This window comes from Citrobacter sp. RHBSTW-00887 (assembly GCF_013728095.1).
Taxonomy (GTDB): domain Bacteria; phylum Pseudomonadota; class Gammaproteobacteria; order Enterobacterales; family Enterobacteriaceae; genus Citrobacter; species Citrobacter braakii.
Genome location: NZ_CP056267.1, coordinates 3,296,096 through 3,310,748, shown reverse-complemented (window position 1 = coordinate 3,310,748; position 14,653 = coordinate 3,296,096). Strand labels below are relative to the sequence as shown.

Annotated in this window: 19 protein-coding genes; 7 read left to right on the top strand and 12 right to left on the bottom strand. The window is 51.8% G+C overall.

The features are described 5' to 3' along the window. Positions 1 to 48 precede the first annotated feature (48 nt). On the top strand, positions 49 to 1,101 hold the full coding sequence (gene trhO / locus HV314_RS15910) for an oxygen-dependent tRNA uridine(34) hydroxylase TrhO (RefSeq protein WP_016156181.1): 1,053 nt from the start codon (positions 49 to 51) through the stop codon (positions 1,099 to 1,101). A 46-nt stretch (positions 1,102 to 1,147) separates the two neighbouring features. Here trhO and HV314_RS15905 read toward each other — a convergent pair whose 3' ends face one another. The 9 genes from HV314_RS15905 to mdtH all read right to left on the bottom strand — a co-directional run bounded on the left by HV314_RS15905 (position 1,148) and on the right by mdtH (position 7,893). Beyond that, complete coding sequence (locus HV314_RS15905; RefSeq protein ID WP_003832130.1) at positions 1,148 to 1,723, bottom strand: YceI family protein; 576 nt, start codon at positions 1,721 to 1,723, stop codon at positions 1,148 to 1,150. Between the two features lies 1 nt (position 1,724). After that, entirely contained in the window at positions 1,725 to 2,291 is a 567-nt protein-coding gene (locus tag HV314_RS15900; protein ID WP_181546106.1) for a cytochrome b, read from the bottom strand. 262 nt (positions 2,292 to 2,553) lie between these two features. Then, positions 2,554 to 2,667, bottom strand: a complete 114-nt coding sequence (locus HV314_RS15895) for a YceO family protein (protein WP_003036148.1) — start codon at positions 2,665 to 2,667, stop codon at positions 2,554 to 2,556. Between the two features lie 52 nt (positions 2,668 to 2,719). Next, positions 2,720 to 3,838, bottom strand: coding sequence for an N-methyl-L-tryptophan oxidase (gene solA, locus HV314_RS15890; RefSeq protein WP_181546104.1), 1,119 nt, complete (start codon positions 3,836 to 3,838; stop codon positions 2,720 to 2,722). Between the two features lie 114 nt (positions 3,839 to 3,952). Next, entirely contained in the window at positions 3,953 to 4,207 is a 255-nt protein-coding gene (gene bssS, locus HV314_RS15885) for a biofilm formation regulator BssS (RefSeq protein WP_181548110.1), read from the bottom strand. A 339-nt stretch (positions 4,208 to 4,546) separates the two neighbouring features. Further along, positions 4,547 to 4,792 carry a DNA damage-inducible protein I gene (gene dinI, locus HV314_RS15880; protein ID WP_003036157.1) on the bottom strand — a complete coding sequence of 82 codons (246 nt, stop codon included), beginning with the start codon at positions 4,790 to 4,792 and terminating at the stop codon, positions 4,547 to 4,549. Positions 4,793 to 4,857: 65 nt separating this feature from the next. Continuing rightward, entirely contained in the window at positions 4,858 to 5,904 is a 1,047-nt protein-coding gene (gene pyrC, locus HV314_RS15875) for a dihydroorotase (protein WP_047359338.1), read from the bottom strand. 105 nt (positions 5,905 to 6,009) lie between these two features. Then, on the bottom strand, positions 6,010 to 6,570 hold the full coding sequence (locus HV314_RS15870) for a lipoprotein (protein WP_181546103.1): 561 nt from the start codon (positions 6,568 to 6,570) through the stop codon (positions 6,010 to 6,012). 114 nt (positions 6,571 to 6,684) lie between these two features. Next, positions 6,685 to 7,893 (bottom strand): multidrug efflux MFS transporter MdtH, encoded by a 1,209-nt coding sequence (mdtH, locus tag HV314_RS15865; RefSeq protein ID WP_016156184.1) that lies wholly within the window; start codon positions 7,891 to 7,893, stop codon positions 6,685 to 6,687. A gap of 259 nt (positions 7,894 to 8,152) precedes the next feature. On the opposite strand from mdtH, the gene rimJ reads away from it, so the two are divergent. The 4 genes from rimJ to murJ all read left to right on the top strand — a co-directional run bounded on the left by rimJ (position 8,153) and on the right by murJ (position 12,103). Continuing rightward, positions 8,153 to 8,737 carry a ribosomal protein S5-alanine N-acetyltransferase gene (gene rimJ, locus HV314_RS15860; protein ID WP_006685101.1) on the top strand — a complete coding sequence of 195 codons (585 nt, stop codon included), beginning with the start codon at positions 8,153 to 8,155 and terminating at the stop codon, positions 8,735 to 8,737. Between the two features lie 34 nt (positions 8,738 to 8,771). Then, on the top strand, positions 8,772 to 9,419 hold the full coding sequence (locus HV314_RS15855) for a YceH family protein (protein ID WP_181546101.1): 648 nt from the start codon (positions 8,772 to 8,774) through the stop codon (positions 9,417 to 9,419). A gap of 1 nt (position 9,420) precedes the next feature. After that, a complete protein-coding gene (locus HV314_RS15850) occupies positions 9,421 to 10,344 on the top strand; it encodes a Gfo/Idh/MocA family protein (RefSeq protein ID WP_181546099.1) in 924 nt (307 codons plus the stop codon). Positions 10,345 to 10,567: 223 nt separating this feature from the next. Next, on the top strand, positions 10,568 to 12,103 hold the full coding sequence (gene murJ, locus HV314_RS15845) for a murein biosynthesis integral membrane protein MurJ (protein WP_016152622.1): 1,536 nt from the start codon (positions 10,568 to 10,570) through the stop codon (positions 12,101 to 12,103). Positions 12,104 to 12,188: 85 nt separating this feature from the next. On the opposite strand, the gene flgN is transcribed toward murJ, so the two are convergent. From flgN to flgA, 3 genes are all read right to left on the bottom strand, one after another. Then, positions 12,189 to 12,611, bottom strand: coding sequence for a flagella biosynthesis chaperone FlgN (gene flgN, locus HV314_RS15840; RefSeq protein ID WP_181546097.1), 423 nt, complete (start codon positions 12,609 to 12,611; stop codon positions 12,189 to 12,191). 3 nt (positions 12,612 to 12,614) lie between these two features. After that, positions 12,615 to 12,908: a flagellar biosynthesis anti-sigma factor FlgM gene (gene flgM, locus HV314_RS15835; protein ID WP_016152624.1), complete on the bottom strand. Its 294-nt coding sequence runs from the start codon at positions 12,906 to 12,908 to the stop codon at positions 12,615 to 12,617. Positions 12,909 to 13,001: 93 nt separating this feature from the next. Then, positions 13,002 to 13,661, bottom strand: a complete 660-nt coding sequence (gene flgA, locus HV314_RS15830) for a flagellar basal body P-ring formation chaperone FlgA (protein WP_016156187.1) — start codon at positions 13,659 to 13,661, stop codon at positions 13,002 to 13,004. A 157-nt stretch (positions 13,662 to 13,818) separates the two neighbouring features. Between flgA and flgB the strand changes: the two genes are divergently transcribed. Beyond that, positions 13,819 to 14,235 (top strand): flagellar basal body rod protein FlgB, encoded by a 417-nt coding sequence (gene flgB / locus HV314_RS15825; protein ID WP_016152626.1) that lies wholly within the window; start codon positions 13,819 to 13,821, stop codon positions 14,233 to 14,235. A gap of 3 nt (positions 14,236 to 14,238) precedes the next feature. Next, complete coding sequence (gene flgC / locus HV314_RS15820; RefSeq protein WP_006685091.1) at positions 14,239 to 14,643, top strand: flagellar basal body rod protein FlgC; 405 nt, start codon at positions 14,239 to 14,241, stop codon at positions 14,641 to 14,643. The last annotated feature ends 10 nt before the right edge of the window (positions 14,644 to 14,653 follow it).

The following is a 14,653-nucleotide window of genomic DNA, read 5'->3' as shown; positions in this document are numbered from 1 at the left end:
TTATGCCGCCGATTTTCATTTTCTCCCTATTTGCAGGATACGTACACCATGCCAGTGTTACACAACCGCATTTCGAACGATGCGCTCAAAGCCAAAATGTTGGCTGAGACCGAGCCGCGCACGACGATCTCATTCTATAAATATTTCACCATCGCCAATCCTCAGCACACGCGTGATGCGCTGTACCAGATGTTCACTGCATTGAGCGTCTTCGGGCGCGTTTATCTTGCCCATGAAGGAATCAATGCGCAAATCAGCGTACCGCAAAGCAACGTCGAGGCATTCCGCCAGCAGCTTTATGCGTTTGATCCCGCATTCGCCGGGTTACGTCTGAATATCGCGCTGGATGATGATGGTAAATCGTTCTGGGTGCTGCGCATGAAAGTGCGTGAACGCATCGTGGCGGATGGTATTGACGATCCGCAATTTGACGCCAGCAACGTAGGTGATTACCTGAAGGCGGCGGAAGTAAACGCCATGCTGGACGATCCTGACGCGGTATTCATTGATATGCGCAACCACTATGAATACGAAGTGGGCCATTTCGAGAATGCGCTAGAAATCCCGGCAGACACGTTCCGCGACCAGTTACCGAAAGCCGTTGAAATGATGCAGGCGCATAAAGATAAAAAAATCGTTATGTATTGCACGGGCGGGATCCGTTGTGAGAAAGCCAGCGCCTGGATGAAACACAACGGATTTAGCAAAGTCTGGCACATTGAGGGCGGTATTATTGAATATGCCCGCAAGGCGCGTGAACAGGGGCTTCCTGTGCGTTTTGTCGGTAAAAACTTCGTTTTTGATGAGCGTATGGGCGAAAGGATTTCTGAAGATGTTATTGCGCATTGTCATCAGTGCGGAACGGCGTGCGACAGCCATACTAATTGCAAAAATGATGGCTGCCATCTGTTGTTTATCCAGTGTCCGGCCTGCGCGCAGAAGTATAACGGCTGCTGTAGCGAATTGTGTAGCGAAGAGAGTAAGTTGCCGGAAGAAGAGCAACGTCGTCTGCGCGCCGGACGTGAAAATGGCAACAAAATTTTTAATAAGTCACGTGGTCGCCTGAATACCAAACTGGGTATTCCGGACCCTGCGCAATAGTCATCATGCCGGATGGCGGCTTTAGCCTCATCCGGCAACTCATACGTTACTTCTGTTGGACACCTTCCACTGAGATGATCAGATCGACTTCCTGAGACGCCGGGCCGAGATCGGTGGTGATGTTGAAGTCCTTCAGCTTAATTTTACCTTGTGCTTCAAAACCTGCACGCGTGCCACCCCACGGATCGCCGCCCTGACCGATCAGCTTCGCATCCAGCGTAACCGGTTTAGTGACGCCGTTCAGGGTGAGATTACCGGTGATATCCAGGTCGTTCCCCTCTTTCTTCACGCTGGTAGAGCTAAAGGTCGCCTGTGGGAATTTGGCCACGTTAAGGAAATCTGCGCTGCGCAGGTGCTTGTCGCGTTCGGCGTGATTGGTGTCAACGCTGTTGGTGTTGATGGTGACGTTAACCTTATCGGCTGCGGGATTTTTCTCATCAAAGGTAAAAGTCCCGTCGAAATCTTTAAATGTGCCGTATAGCCAACTGTAACCCAGGTGCTGAATACGAAAATTAACAAAGGCATGCTGTCCTTCTTTGTCAATTTTGTAATCTGCCGCCACGGCTGACCCGGTGGTGAATAACAGAGAGGCGAGTGTAAGTCCCAGCAGGTTTTTTTTCATTTTAAGCTCCATAGTCAGATGACGATTTTCCCAACATGCGATTCAGGGTATCGTCGTTATCGATAAAGTGATGTTTCAGGGCCATCAGTCCGTGCAGAAGCGATAAAACCACCACGGTCCACGCAAGCCACAGGTGCAGACTACCGGCGAGGTCGGCCTGAGCGCCCGCATTGGCAAGGGTGGCAGGAATGTCGAACCAACCAAATACGCTTATCGCTTTGCCATCAGCGGTGGAAATCAAATACCCGCTGATGACAATTGAAAAGAGCAATGTGTATAGCGCGAGGTGACCCAGTGCCGCCGCGATGCGGGTGAAACGGGAATAACTTGCCAGCGCAGGAGGAGGAGGGGAGATCAACCGCCAGACGACGCGGATAACCAGCCCGATCATGAGCACAACGCCGATGCTTTTATGCAGTTCAGGGGCCTGGTGATACCAGCCGTCGTAATAGCTGAGTGTGACCATCCACAATCCCAGCGCAAACATGCCATATACAGCAATCGCAATCAGCCAGTGTAAAGCGGCAGACACCACGCCATAGCGTTGTGGAGTATTATTGAATTGCATAAGTGCACCGTTAGATATTTCAGAGGTGAATGAAAAATGGCGCGTAAAAGACATTAATGCAACTAATAAATAACAATAATGGTGATATTTGTTTTTGATTCAATAAAATTGATTGAATTGTGAAGTAATCATCAAGGAATTAGTAGGGGGGATGACATTAAGGCTTGGTTTCTGGGTGTTTAAGGTATTTTTCTTGTTCAGTTAATTGCAATGAAAATTAAGTTAATATCAGTTTATGTCAATTAGTGTCAGCGTTGCGGGTTCAGAAAAACATAATATATATCACATCCATAATTGCCAGCAGCGACCATAAAATAATGTAGAGCATAAGATGCTCGCGAATATTATTAACCAGATAGTGAAAGATGCGGCGCATCAACGTTATTCCTGTCATTAAAAATGGCCTCACCAACGAGGCCATTCATTTATTATCGCTTAAAACGACTTAGCCTGAAGGGCGTCAGGTCAAAGTCAGACGATTTGTCCTGGGCGAAGTCTGCCGCAATCTCTCCGAGGACGGAGGCAAACTTAAAGCCATGTCCGCTCAGCCCGGTGATGATCAGCGTGTTGTCATGCTCCGGTAGAGTATCAATAATAAAGTCTTCATCTGGTGAGTTATCATAGGTGCAGGACGCACCGTGCAGACAGCAGCCTACGCCTGGCAGAATTGTGCGCAGGAATGGGAAGGCTTCAGAACCATCGCTGGCTACAGCGGCAAATGGCTTGCGCTCTTCTGCCGAATGAATTACCTGTCCGCCATTGTGCTTACCAATTTTTAGCTCGTCATTTTCTGCCGGGAAACCGTAGAATTGATCGCCATTTGGTAGCTCCCCGGTGAAGGCAGGGAAGTTATTCTTAACGCTGTAACGCCCATCGGCTTGATACCAGGCGAACACTTTGCGTACCGGTTGTATCGGTAGTTCAGGGACTAATGCCTGTACCCAGGTTCCGGCGCTGATCACCGCTTTTGGCGCGTGATAGTCACCATCGGCGGTTTCTACCGTGACGCCATCATCACTATGACGAATTGCGCTGACCGGGCATTTAAATAGCTGCGCACAGCCTGCTTCTTCCGCCAGACGGATCCAGGTTTTAATCGCTAACTCACTACGTAAAAAACCAGACTCCGCTTCAAACAAACCGATATAGTTTTCAGGTACGCGAATCTCTGGCCAGCGCGCCATAATGGCTGCTGCATCCAGTTGTTCAACATTGAGTTGCCACTGTTTTGCGCTTTGCGCCGCGGTCGCTAAGAAGGTTGAATCTGCCGGACCAAGGTTGATGACACCAGAGCGCACAAAAATCGGCTCTTCATTTTGGGTGGATAATTCATCCCATAATGTTTGCGCACGCAGCACCAGCGGAACATATTTTTCACCTTCGCCATAGGCATGACGAATTAATCGAGTGTCGCCGTGGTGGCTGCCCTGCTGATGCGGTGGCATATGCGCATCGATCATCAGAACCTTCAGACCGGCGCGAGTGGCATAGTATCCGGCTGCGGCGCCCACGGAACCGCTGCCAATTATGATTAAGTCGTATTTCATCCGCTTCTCTCTGCAATCGCGATAGTAGCAGGGTAAATAAGTGACCCGGAATATTCAACCTGGAAATAAGAAAGGCACCGGAAAGGTGCCTTTTGATGGTTGGATGTATCAGATTTAATGTCGCTGATACTCATTTACCTGGTAATCGCCGGATTCAATTTTAGCGATTCCTGCTTCTAATATCGAAATAAATTGCCTGGCAACATCAGTGGTTAACCAGAGCGTTTGACCAACTTCAGTCCCATCCTGGTCTGGACGATTCGGGGTCTGGTAGTGCAAACGCAGCATCAGCGCATCGTAGCTATCAACAGTGCTGATGTCCCATCCTACTAACGGATGAGTCTGAATGACTTCATTATTCTTTTCCATCATGCCCCCTAATTCGTGTTACTAGACAACGGTTTTCGAGGTTCAATGCGTTTTTTCTGAAGCAACTTCAGTATATCAATAAATAAGGGTATTCATTGAAAATTTAAAGAGGTAAGCACATAAAATTTTCGTTTTCAGCGTTATCTGACTAACAAACCGACATGTTATTCATTTTTTTTAAGCATGTTGCACAATTATTTTGGTGTTGTGGTTAAAAGATAGCCAGGGATTTATTATTAAAATATCAGTTTGCCAGAAGGAATGAACTATTGATTAAAAGATGGTGTGTATAAAAAAGCCGGGGCGACCCGGCAAACAAACATCACTGCATATCATTATTTATTCATTGATGAACCAGTCATCCGCGCTTTCCCAGGTCTCCTGGAGGATCTCGCTGATGCGTTCTTTATCCTCTTTGGTGGCACCAATAACCGACAGATTGTTTGCGCCGGCATAACGGACGGTAACGTTACCTTCGTTATCCGGAAAATGGTGCTGAATACGGCGGGAGAGTTCACCTGCCAGCGCGTCAATTGCACCAGCAGGTAAAGGTGAAGTTTTGGCAATAGTGACTTCAATACGCATAGTAGCCCCCTGTGGAATATACTGTTTATTTATACAGTTATTCTCGCCAGTTGGCTACACTTTTTTTAGCTTTTCACGGACCAGTGTACCGTTTCGCCACCCAGGAAAGGCACCAGCGTATCATCTTGCAGCGCAATGCTCTCCGGGACTTTGTGCTCCACGCGTTCCAGCTCAATAAAGGTTTCATTTACCGGCAAACCGTAGAACTGTGGGCCATTGAGTGAGCAGAAGGCTTCAAAATGGTCCAGTGCATTCATCTCTTCAAACACGGTGGCATAACTGCCCAGTGCGGTCGGCGCATTAAAGCAGCCCGCACAGCCACAGCTTGACTCTTTGCGATGACGCGCATGCGGCGCTGAGTCGGTACCGAGGAAGGCGCGGTTAAACCCGCTGGCGACCAGCTCACGCAGCGCCTGTTGATGGACGTTACGTTTGAGGATCGGCAGGCAGTACAGATGAGGGCGAATCCCGCCGACCAGCATGTGGTTGCGGTTAAACATCAGGTGTTGCGGCGTAATGGTCGCCGCCAGAAGGTCGTTGCCGTCGCGCACGTATTCGGCAGCATCTTTAGTCGTGATATGTTCGAACACCACTTTCAGCGCAGTTAAACGCTGACGCAGTGGTTCCATTACCGTCTCAATAAAGCGCGCCTCGCGATCGAAAATATCGATATCCGCATGCGTCACTTCGCCGTGCACCAGCAGAGGCATACCCAATTTTTCCATCCGTTCCAGCACTGGCATGATGGCATCAATAGAGGTTACGCCATGCGTCGAGTTGGTGGTGGCATTGGCCGGATAGAGTTTTGCGGCGGTGAACACGCCTTCGTTGAATCCACGTTCCAGCTCATTGGGATCCAGCGTATCCGTTAAGTAGCAGGTCATTAATGGCGTGAAGTCGTGTCCGGCAGGTACCGCGTCAAGAATTCGCTGGCGGTAAGCGATAGCCGCGTCTACCGTGGTGACGGGCGGAGCCAGGTTCGGCATGACAATGGCGCGGCCATAAACTTCGCTGGTATAGGGCACGACAGTTTTTAACATGTCGCCATCGCGAAAGTGAAGATGCCAGTCGTCTGGGCGGCGGATCTTTAAAACCTGGGATGGTGCAGTCATCAATATGCTCCGGCTGAGGATAGTCTTTTTTGCCGGAAACAAAGGATAAGCGGAAACGTTTTCGTTTGCACGAAAAAAAAGGGCGCATCGGCGCCCTCTGTCATATTAGTCGGTGAACGGGATAATGATTTCTCCCGGTTTCACCTCAATGCCTTTCGCCAGTTTTTTCGCCAGCGCTTCCCCCTGGCTGCTGTCATCCCGCAGAATGTATGCCGGCTGCTGGTTGAAATAGTTGCGCAGCGACTGATTTAAATAAGGCATCAGCGTTTGCAGTACCGACTGCATTTTTTCCGGCGTGACGGTAGCGTCCACGACTTCCATTTCTTGCAGATAAATCGCGCCTTTTTCTTTATTGAAAACCGGTAAGGCTTTTAGCTTCAACTTCATGGTCGCTTTCTGACTGCCAAACAGGGAGTTCATGTCCAGGTTGGCGTCTCCGGTCAGCGTCACTTTATTGGGTTCTTCACGGCCTATCTGGCTGGCGAGATTGTTCAGTACGATATGTGCTTCAGCGACGCCAGGCAAACCGATATCTTTTGAAAAGTTATTATTCTTCGCCAGGGCCTGATTAATCTCTTGCTCGCTAATCGTGTATTGCGTGAGTTGATTACAACCAACCAACAGGCCGCTGACAATTAGTGCAGCGGCAAAAAAAAACTTTTTCATGGGGTTCCTCAACATGATGCTTGTGGTGTAATCGTGACACAAAGCATCATCGAGCACCAGCGCTGCGGGTAACAGCAGAAAAAACTGAAAAAAGCACGTACGCCAGATTGGCTATCAGGCGTCAGGCTCCAGCATACCACGCGTTGGACGTTTGAGACTAAATTGCCAGCCCAGCGCCAGGAAAGTGATGAAGCCGATAATACCGAGCATCATCCAGGGCAGCTCCGGTTGTGCCAGGGCTTTACCCATGTCAAACAGCCAGCCGCCGCCGATATAACCAATGGCGCCGCCGATGGCGAGTCCCAGTCGACTGAAACCCATATAGCTTCCCCGGGCACGTGCATTCGCCAGCGAGGCGCTCAGGGTTTCACGCGCCGGTTCGGCGATGATTGAGCCAATATAGAACGTGCAAATCAGGGTGAACAGCTGCTGCAAATTCCCGACCAGGCCGATGGGCATCATGCTTAAAGACATCACCAGCAGACCGGCCATCAGACGATGCTCAAGGCGAAAGCGTTTTTCACTCCAGCGGGCAATCGGGTAGAGCAACGTTAAAGAGAGGCACGCCTCGATGGCATACATCCATTTCACTGCGGCCGGTGACCCAGCGATGTCGTTTACCATTATTGGCAGCATCAGCATCACTTGTACCGCCAGCATGTAATAGCCCGCCAGCGTCAGCACATAAGTGACAAACCGCTTGTCATGCATCACATGGCTCATTCCTTCGCGCACCGGAATTTTCACCGTCGACAGCTTCCATGCCGGAAGTAGCCAGGCGTTAAACGCCGCGCACAGAACGAACAAAATTGCGCCGGTGGCACACACCAGACGGAAATCGTATTGCAATAACCAACTGCCGAGCAACGCGCCAACCACGGCCCCGGCGCTATCCTGCATCATCAGAATAGAGAAAAAACGCCCGCGCTTTTCCGGACGGATCAGTTTGACCACCAGCGCCGAGCGGGGAGGGTCGAACAACGTGCCGCCCAGCCCGGAAAGAAAGCAGGAAAACCATAGCAGCCACGGTTCATGGGCAATGCCCATGGTGGCGAATCCGGCAGCGCGCATCAGCATGCCGGTGACGATCATCGGTTTTGCCCCGAAACGGTCAGCAATAGCACCGCCGAAGATACCTAAACCTTGCTGGATAAATTGACGTAATCCAAGCGCGATACCGACCATCACGGCGGCCCAGCCCATTTGATCGACGAAACGAATTGAGATCAGCGGGAAAACGACGAAGAAACCCAGCACGACCAGCATGTTATCGATAAGAAGGAAGTATTTACCCAGGTTCCTTGCCTGCGAGACTTGCGACATTTCCCCTCCAGGGAAAAACTCGTCACTCTGGATAGAGTTTAAAAGATAAGCACCTCCTATTCTGCGGTGTCGTCATCGCTTTTCCCACCCTTCGCGGGACAATATTTTTTTATCAAAAGTCCGTCTTGATAGAGAGTTTTCATCAAAATGTGTGAATAATTCAAAAAATGGCATTTTGCTCTTTTCACAGGGCGTATTTGCGCAGGTATAGTAATGCGAATAGCGTATTGAAGACGTTACGGGAAGGAGTAGGTATAGAATGTTTGGCTATCGCAGTAACGTGCCAAAAGTGCGCTTAACCACGGACCGCCTGGTCGTGCGTTTAGTGCATGAGCGTGATGCCTGGCGTCTGGCAGATTATTACGCAGAAAATCGTCATTTCTTAAAACCCTGGGAACCTATTCGCGATGAAAGCCACTGTTATCCGTCAGGCTGGCAGGCGCGTCTGAGCATGATCTCTGAGTTTCATAAACAGGGCACAGCTTATTACTTTGCGCTGCTCGATCCGGAAGAAAAAGAGATTATTGGCGTCGCGAACTTCTCGAACGTCGTGCGGGGATCTTTCCACGCCTGTTATCTCGGTTACTCCATTGCGCAGAAGTGGCAGGGGCAGGGGCTGATGTATGAAGCCTTAACCTCGGCCATCCGCTATATGCAGCGCACGCAGCATATTCACCGCATTATGGCTAACTACATGCCACATAATAAACGCAGTGGTGACCTGCTGGCGCGACTGGGTTTTGAAAAAGAAGGGTATGCCAAAGACTACCTGCTGATTGACGGGCAGTGGCGCGATCACGTGCTGACGGCGTTGACCACATCAGAATGGACCCCCGGCCGCTAAGTTTCAGATGCAGCCATGATTAATGGAGAAGACGATGAAATACGAATTAACCGCCACTGAAGCACGGGTGATTGGCTGTTTATTAGAAAAACAAGTGACTACGCCTGAACAGTATCCGCTCTCCGTTAACGGAGTCGTAACCGCCTGCAATCAAAAAACGAATCGTGAACCCGTGATGAACCTGTCGGAATCCGACGTGCAGGATCAGCTTGATAACCTGGTGAAACGGCATTTCCTGCGTACGGTGAGTGGCTTTGGTAATCGCGTCACGAAATATGAGCAGCGTTTCTGCAACTCTGAGTTTGGTAATCTTAAGCTCAGCACGGGGGAAGTCGCGCTCATTACCACGCTGTTGCTGCGCGGCGCTCAAACACCTGGTGAACTGCGTAGCCGCGCCTCCCGGATGTACGAATTCAGCGACATGGCCGAAGTAGAGTCGACACTGGAGAAACTGGCAACCCGGGAAGATGGTCCTTATGTCGTTCGCCTGGCGCGTGAGCCGGGCAAACGTGAAAGCCGTTATATGCACCTGTTTTGCGGTGACGTTGATGAAGCGATGGCCACCACAGATGAACTTCCGGCAGCTTCGGGCGATCTACAGGCGCGCGTTGACGCGCTGGAAACAGACGTCGCGGAGCTTAAGCAGCGGCTTGATTCCTTGCTGGCGCACCTGGGAGACTGATGTGAATAAATTACGTATCGGCGTTGTCGGGCTCGGCGGGATTGCGCAAAAGGCCTGGCTGCCCGTGCTGGGTGCTAGTGCAGACTGGACGCTGAAAGGGGCATTTTCACCTTCGCGGGAAAAAGCGCAGCGTATCTGTGATACCTGGCGGATACCCTACGTTGATTCACTGGTTAATCTGGCGCAAACCTGCGATGCGGTTTTCGTCCATTCCAGTACCGCAACGCACTATGCGGTGGTCAGCGAACTGCTGAATGCCGGGGTTCACGTGTGCGTGGATAAACCGCTGGCGGAAAACCTGCGCGAGGCTGAACAATTGGTGGAGCTGGCCGAGAGGAAAAAGCTGACGCTGATGGTGGGGTTTAACCGTCGATTTGCGCCGCTGTATCAGGATCTTAAATCCCAGTTGGGTAATGCGGCGTCCGTACGCATGGATAAGCACCGTACGGACAGCGTCGGGCCGCACGATCTGCGCTTCACTCTGCTGGACGACTATCTGCACGTAGTCGATACCGCATTGTGGCTGGCGGGAGAGAAAGCGCAGTTAAATAACGGTACGCTGTTAACCAATGAATCCGGCGCGATGCTCTATGCGGAGCACCATTTTTCTGCCGGGCAAATGCAGATAACGACCAGTATGCATCGCCGCGCCGGTAGCCAGCGCGAGAGCGTGCAGGCGGTGACGGATGGTGGCCTGATTGACGTCACGGATATGCGGGAATGGCGGGAAGAGCGCGGGCAAGGAGTGGTGCACAAGCCGGTAGCAGGCTGGCAAACTACCCTGGAACAGCGTGGTTTTGCCGGATGCGCACGTCATTTCATTGAGTGCGTGCAAAATCAGACGGTTCCCCAGACGGCAGGTGAGCAGGCGCTCCTGGCCCAGCGCGTTGTCGAAAAGCTGTGGCGGGAGGCAATGGCTGAATAACCCCCTGTAACATCTGGCGGTAGTAATTCATTGTAATCCAGGTACTATATGCCAACTCAAAAATAACACCTCTTTTCAACCATAGGCTGGTTTGTCGGCCTGATAAGACGCTACGGCGTCGCCATCAGGCACAGCAAAAGTGCCGGATGGCGGCGATCATGCCTTATCCGACCTACGGGCAGGTTTGTCGGGGTTTTGCCTCAGAGTCTGGAATACAACATAGATGAATTTATTAAAGTCGCTGGCAGCCGTCAGCTCGATGACGATGTTTTCACGTGTGCTGGGTTTTGCGCGTGATGCGATTGTCGCCAGAATCTTTGGCGCAGGGATGGCGACTGATGCCTTTTTTGTGGCGTTCAAACTTCCTAACCTGCTGCGCCGAATCTTTGCTGAGGGCGCTTTTTCGCAGGCGTTTGTGCCTATTCTTGCCGAATATAAAAGTAAGCAGGGTGAGGATGCGACCCGCGTCTTTGTCTCTTACGTTTCCGGGCTGTTGACTCTGGCGCTGGCCGTGGTGACGGTCGCCGGGATGCTGGCTGCCCCGTGGGTGATTTTAGTCACCGCGCCTGGGTTTGCCGACACCGCGGACAAATTTGCGCTGACCACTCAACTGCTACGGATCACCTTTCCGTATATTCTGCTGATCTCACTGGCTTCGCTGGTGGGTGCGATCCTGAATACCTGGAATCGCTTTTCCATTCCGGCGTTTGCGCCGACCTTTCTGAATATCAGCATGATCGGTTTCGCGCTGTTTGCTGCGCCTTATTTTCACCCTCCGGTGCTGGCGCTGGCGTGGGCCGTTACCGTTGGCGGCGTGCTACAGCTGATTTATCAGCTTCCGCACCTGAAGAAAATTGGCATGCTGGTGCTGCCGCGCGTGAACTTCCGTGATGCGGGGGCGATGCGCGTCGTCAAGCAAATGGGCCCGGCGATCCTTGGGGTATCTGTCAGCCAGATTTCACTGATCATCAATACGATTTTCGCTTCGTTTCTGGCCTCTGGCTCAGTGTCATGGATGTATTATGCTGACCGTCTGATGGAGTTTCCGTCTGGCGTACTTGGCGTCGCGTTGGGGACTATCCTGCTGCCCTCGCTGTCCAAAAGTTTTTCCAGCGGTAATCATGATGAGTATTGCCGTCTGATGGACTGGGGCCTGCGTTTGTGTTTTCTGTTGGCATTACCGAGCGCCGTGGCGTTGGGGATTCTGGCCAAACCGCTGACGGTTTCTCTGTTCCAGTACGGTAAATTTACCGCCTTTGACGCAGCGATGACGCAGCGCGCGCTGGTGGCATACTCGGTAGGTTTGATTGGCTTGATCGTGGTGAAAGTGTTGGCCCCTGGTTTTTATTCGCGCCAGGATATTAAAACGCCAGTCAAGATTGCCATTGTCACGCTGATTATGACCCAGGTAATGAACCTGGCATTTATTGGGCCGCTGAAACATGCCGGGCTGTCGCTGTCGATTGGTCTGGCGGCGTGTCTGAACGCTTCACTGCTGTACTGGCAACTGCGTAAACAGAAAATTTTTACCCCACAACCGGGTTGGGCCTGGTTCCTGGCGCGACTGGTGATTTCTGTGCTGGTGATGTCGGCGGCGCTGGTTGGGATGCTATACATCATGCCGGACTGGTCGCAGGGAACGATGTTATGGCGTCTGCTGCGTCTGATGGCCGTTGTGGTGGCCGGTATTGCTGCTTACTTCGCTGCGCTCGCGGTGCTGGGCTTTAAAGTGAAAGAGTTTGTGCGCCGGACGGCGTAACAGATTAATGCCGGATGGCGGCATGACGCCGTATCCGGCCTACAAAACGCGTAGGCCTGATAAGCAAAACGTTATCAGGCTAGCATCAGATAGAGAATTTTTTCCCGCCGCGGTGCGCAGCAGAGGTTTGACCGTTTGCGCCATACAGCGCCGGTTCCTGGTGCGGTTTCAGCACTTGAATCGCTTGTTGATTGCGCTCGATCTGCCCTTCCAGCAGCCAACCGTTGTGCTGGTTGAGTTCGCGTAGGTCCTGTGTTTTCCGGGTAATGGTCTGCCAACGCTCGGCAATTTCATCATTGGCGCTGCGTGTGGCGTCATGCTCCAGACGGCGCTGCTGCTCCAGATAATCAAGGGTTGCCAGCAAAGAGCTTTTTTCTTCTGTAATACGCTGTAGCTGGCTGCCGTTAATATATCCTGCGGAAAGCTGCTGCTGTTCAGCATCCATTACCGTTTTCAGGTCATTGAGGACGGTCGACATCTGGTCAAGTATTTCTGACAAACGAGTCATACTTTATTTACTCTGTAAGTAGCTCTGCGCCTCGCGGATCAGCGAGTCGGCAATTTTTCCGGTGTCCATTTTCAGCTCGCCATTACGGATTGCGGTTTTGAGTGCTTCCACGCGTTCCATATTGATGTCATTGGTGCCGGGCTGCATCAGTTTGGCCTGGGCGTCGCTCAGCATGACGCTGGTGCTGGTGGTGGCGGTGGTTTTTTCCTTCCGCGTTTTTTGTACCGGCGCATCGCTGGTTTCACGTGGCTGAACGGTACTTACTGGCTTCAATGGTGAGGTACGATCAATGCTCATTTTGTTTATCCTCATCGAGGGGTTACGCTATAGCGGCCCGCTGTAATCATTGGTTGTTTATCTATCGGCACACGCTAAAAAATCTTTAACCTATTATAGGTTAATAAGAATATTCCCATCAGAATCGACGACACCGCTCACCACCTGGCCTGAAATCATCCGTACTCGGGCATTCTGGGCGACGGCGGCATTGTTCAGCGCTTTACCTTCGGCATTCACCCGAAAGCCATCTCCGTTGGCGATAACCAGGACGCGCTGACCAGCCTTGATTCGCCATGCCTGGCGCAACATGGAAAGCTGTATCGGCTGACCTGGCACCAGATCGCGCAAGCTTACGGCATCCTGCACCTGATTCATATCCAGCACGGCGCGCGGAGGGAGTTGGTCCAGTCGACCTCGTTTTAGCGTTACGCTGGCCGAAGTCAGGGCGCTACCCCGAGCGACGGGCGCGGCGGCAACAACGTAGTTTCCCGTGGCCTGCACGTTCACCTGCAGATAACGTTTCTCGTTGGCGCAGCGCGCCAGCACGTTCACATTACCCCACAATTTTGCACTCCCGGACACGCTTAATGCTGGTTGTTCGCAGCTCGGCAATAAGTTTGGCGACGTTCGGATAGTAACGACGACCTCATCGCTAAATCCGGCCAGACGCTGTGAAAACCATGCCGTCAGTTGTGAATTCAGGTCTTGCGCCAGCGTCATAGGACTGAACAGCAGTGCTGCCACGACGACTCCACGTTTAAACGTTTGCATCAAAACCTCGCGCTTTTTCAGGTAGTGACAGGATTCTACCTGTGTGACGCAGTCATCAACGCAACAAATAGCGACGCATTTTGCGTTTATTCCGGCGATAACGCGCGCGTAATGGGATTTAAGCTGTCGGCTGAATTTTGTCATTTGCGGAGGAGATATGCTCGATAAGCTCGACGCCGCCTTACGTTTTCAACAGGAAGCGCTGAATTTGCGCGCCCAACGCCAGGAAGTATTGGCGGCCAACATAGCCAATGCCGACACGCCGGGGTATCAGGCGCGCGACCTGGATTTCGCCAGTGAATTAAAAAAAGTCATGGTGCGAGGACGGGAAGAAACCGGCGGTGTCTCGTTGACGCTGACCTCTGCACAACACATTCCGGCCCAGACCGTTTCCGCTCCTTCTACGGAACTGCTCTACCGCATTCCTGATCAGCCGTCTCTCGATGGCAACACGGTAGATATGGACCGGGAGCGTACGCAATTTGCAGACAACAGCCTCAAGTATCAAATGGGGCTGACCGCGTTGGGTGGACAAATCAAAGGCATGATGAACGTGCTGCAAGGAGGGAACTAATTCGTGGCGCTGTTAAATATTTTTGATATCGCAGGCTCTGCGCTGACGGCTCAGTCTAAGCGCCTGAACGTTGCGGCCAGCAACATGGCGAATGCGGATAGCGTCACCGGACCTGACGGTCAGCCCTATCGCGCGAAGCAGGTTGTTTTTCAGGTTGATGCCGCGCCAGGTGCGGCAACCGGTGGCGTAAAAGTCGCTGACGTCATTGAAAGCCAGGCGCCGGATAAGCTGGTTTATGAACCCGGTAATCCGCTGGCCGATGCGAACGGTTACGTAAAAATGCCGAATGTGGACGTCGTCGGCGAAATGGTCAACACCATGTCAGCCTCGCGTAGCTACCAGGCAAACGTCGAAGTGCTCAATACGGTGAAAAGCTTGATGCTCAAAACGCTGACGCTAGGCCAGTAAAAGGAGGCGC